The sequence below is a fragment of the Stenotrophomonas sp. 3diitr2024 genome (assembly GCF_042136455.1).
GTDB classification, from domain to species: Bacteria; Pseudomonadota; Gammaproteobacteria; order Xanthomonadales; family Xanthomonadaceae; genus Stenotrophomonas; species Stenotrophomonas sepilia.
This window is the reverse complement of record NZ_JBHHMJ010000399.1, coordinates 1-1,546: the sequence shown is the minus strand read 5'-3', so window position 1 is coordinate 1,546 and position 1,546 is coordinate 1. Positions and strand designations below refer to the sequence as shown.

1 protein-coding gene and 1 pseudogene are annotated in these 1,546 nt (G+C 66.7%); both read right to left on the bottom strand.

The genetic code is table 11. The features are described 5' to 3' along the window. Positions 1 to 492: pseudogene (locus tag ABGA94_RS09980) on the bottom strand (UDP-glucose 6-dehydrogenase); the annotation flags it as partial. A 23-nt stretch (positions 493 to 515) separates the two neighbouring features. Beyond that, positions 516 to 1,493: an FKBP-type peptidyl-prolyl cis-trans isomerase gene (locus tag ABGA94_RS09975; protein ID WP_014037761.1), complete on the bottom strand. Its 978-nt coding sequence runs from the start codon at positions 1,491 to 1,493 to the stop codon at positions 516 to 518. Positions 1,494 to 1,546: the final 53 nt, after the last annotated feature.

Here is a 1,546-nt window from a genome sequence, read left to right as displayed (position 1 = left end):
CTCCAGCATCGCCAGGCCAGCGGCCATCGCCACCGGGTTGCCGCTCAGCGTGCCGGCCTGGTAGATCGGGCCGGCCGGGGCGATCTGCTGCATCAGCTCGCGGCGCCCGCCGTAGGCGCCCACCGGCACCGTCGACTTGTTGACCACCACGGTCGGCACGCTCATGTGCCGCCCGATGGTGCGGGCCACAGCCAGCACGTACTGCAGATCGGCACTGCCATCCTCGTCCGGCGGCGTGCCGACGGCGATGAACACGACCTGGCCGTGGCCGATCGCGGCCGCGGCATCGGTGGTGAACGCCAGCCGCGACGCGGCGTGGTTGGCCTTCACCATCGGCTCCAGGCCCGGCTCATAGATCGGGATGATGCCCTGGTTGAGGCCATCGACCTTGGCCTGGTCGATATCGACGCAGACCACCTGGTGGCCGACGTCGGCCAGGCAGGTACCGGTCACCAGCCCTACATAACCGGTACCGAAAATCGCAACGCGCATGTCCGTGCAGGCTCCGTGGTCGCTTACGGCAGGACGCCCAGCAGCTCGACGTCGAAGGTCAGAGTCGCGTTCGGGCCGATCGGGCCACCCGGGGTGCCGTTCTCACCGTAAGCCAGCTCACCCGGGATCCAGAAGCGGTACTTCGAACCGACCGGCATCAGCGCGACGCCTTCGGTCCAGCCCTTGATCACCTGGTCCAGGCCGAACTCGGCCGGCTGGCGACCATAGGAGCTGTCAAACACGGTGCCGTTGAGCAGCTTGCCTTCGTAGTTCACGCGCACCTTGCTGCTCGGCAGCGGGCGCTCGCCGCTACCCGGGCGGATGATCTGGTACTGCAGGCCAGACGGGGTGGTCACCACGCCCGGCTGGGTCTTGTTCTTGGCCAGGAACGCGTTGCCTTCCTCGCGGTTGGTCTGCGCAGCGGCAGCGGCCTTGGCCTGCATCTCGGCCTGCTTGCTGCCCATGAAGGCCTGGATGGTGGCGGTCGCGTCAGCTTCCGTCATCTTCGGCTGGCCCTTGCTCAGACCTGTGCTGATCGCGTCAAACAGCGAGGCGACATCGATGTCGTCCTTCAGCTGTGCCAGCGACGGGCCGACCGAGTACGAACCGATCATCTGCGACACTTTGACGCGATCGACCTTCGGCGGCTGCGAACCCGGCGCCATGCCCGGCACCTGCTGGCCACTGCGGGCCATCACGACCTGGCGCAACGCGGCATCGGTGGCCTTGGCCTGTTCCTGGGTGATCTGCGGCTGCAGGCCTTCGAACGAACGCTCCACGGCAGTGCGCAGCGCGGCCACATCGATCTCATCGGCGATCGGGGTGAACGACTTGGCGACATCAAGGCCGATGGCGTAGCCGAGCTTCTGCTTGGGGGAATTCAAGGTTGCGGTCTCCTTGGCGGCTGCGGGGGCAGCCGGTTGTTGCGACAGAGCGACACCCGAAGTGCCCATCGCCAGAATCAGAACCGACGCCGCGGCGCCGCGCATTCCCATCTTCATTCGCTGCATTCCTGGAAGTGTCTGGGCGCCGACGTCGGCGCGAAAAGAAACAT